Consider the following 1433-nt stretch of genomic DNA (forward strand, 5'->3'; position numbering starts at 1 on the left):
TAGCACTACTTTGGCAGATTGATTTCAGGGTGGCAGATTGAGATCGGCGTCACAGTGCGGGCATCGCCGCGGTGGTGGTGGGCTGAGGTGATCCAGGATGGCTTGGCGGATCGCCGGCATCGAGGGTTGGGGCGGCGGGCAGGCGATTCTTTTTTTTCCGCCCCGCCGCTGCGAGGCGCCGGGATTGCAGGAAGGCGTAGGCCATCATGGTCATCAGCGCGTGCCGGTGCAGCCCGGTCCACGAGCGGCCCTCGAAGTGGTCGAGGCCGAGTTCCTCCTTCATCTGCTGATGCGCCTGCTCGCAGATCCAGCGCGCCTTGATCGTTGCGGCCAGCTGCTTGAGGGTGGCCTCGGCCGGCAAGTTCGAGAGGTAGAACTTGCGCTCGCCCGAGCCGCGCTCCTCGCGCACCAACCAGACCTCGTCGCCGGGCAGATGCTGGTTGCCCATCGCGCCGATCCGCTGGGCCGGGCCATCGGCCATCCGGACGCGGAGCGCGCAGAAGCAAGCCCGCAGCCGGCCTTTGGTGCCGCGCCGCCACGTCACCGATCGGCCGCTCATGTCCGCCAGGATCGTCTCTGCCGCGATCGAGACCTGATCCGGCACGTGACGCTTGCGCGGCCGCCCACGCCCTGCGACGGGGAAGATCATCGTCACGTCGGCCGGGTAGACCTTGTTGCGCCCTGAGATCCCGACAGCCCATCTGAGGCCGCGTGCGCTCAGGGCCTGCCGGAACGGGGCGGATCCATACCCTGCATCGGCCAGCACGCAGCCGAAGCGTACGCCACCCGCCCGGACCCGATCGATCTCAGCGAGGGCAATCTCCAGCTTGGTGCGGGCCGCGCGCAGGCCCTCGGGTACGCCGGCCGATACCATCCGATCCGGGTCGCCCGTCCAGGTCTCGGGCAGGAACAGCGCCAAGCCGACCGCTACGGGCACTTCGCCACACGCCAGCGTGAGCGACACCAGCGTCTGGCAGTTGGCGGTCTTGCCAAGCGTCGTGGCGTATTGCGGTGCGACCCCAACCGAGCGGTTGCCTTTCTTCGGCAAGGCGGTGTCGTCGACGACCAGGATCGCATCCGCACCACCGACGAGGCGATCGGCCTCGCCGAGAAGCGCATGCTGAAGCGGAGCCTCATCCCAGATCCCGGCCGCGATGAAGTGGTGCAGCCGATCGTAGGGCACCCCCTCGGCCCGCGCCGCCATTGGCTGGACGCTCTTGCGGTCACCCAAGCCGATCAGCCCGGCCACGTAGAGCGGGCACATCGCCCGGCGCGCCGGATGCGACAGTCCCGCCAGGAACGGCTGCAGCCACCGATCCAGATCCTCACGCCACCCGCCAGTCCCTGACATCGCAAGCACCCATGACCATCGCCATGGCACACGAATCCACGAAAACCTGCCCCGTTCCCTCGATCTGCCAAAGTAGTGCTAG

General features: G+C 67.8%; 1 protein-coding gene. It reads right to left on the reverse strand.

The features are described 5' to 3' along the window. Positions 1-49: 49 nt before the first annotated feature. On the reverse strand, positions 50-1351 hold the full coding sequence (locus COGEMETH_RS14210; protein WP_238183291.1) for an IS701 family transposase: 1302 nt from the start codon (positions 1349-1351) through the stop codon (positions 50-52). Positions 1352-1433: the final 82 nt, after the last annotated feature.

It is taken from the genome of Methylobacterium trifolii (genome assembly GCF_022179685.1).
Taxonomy (GTDB): domain Bacteria; phylum Pseudomonadota; class Alphaproteobacteria; order Rhizobiales; family Beijerinckiaceae; genus Methylobacterium; species Methylobacterium trifolii.

Excerpts from the sequence above, each read along its gene's own strand:
- COGEMETH_RS14210 (WP_238183291.1), bottom strand. The coding sequence starts at position 1,351 with ATGTCAGGGACTGGCGGGTGGCGTGAGGATCTGGATCGGTGGCTGCAG.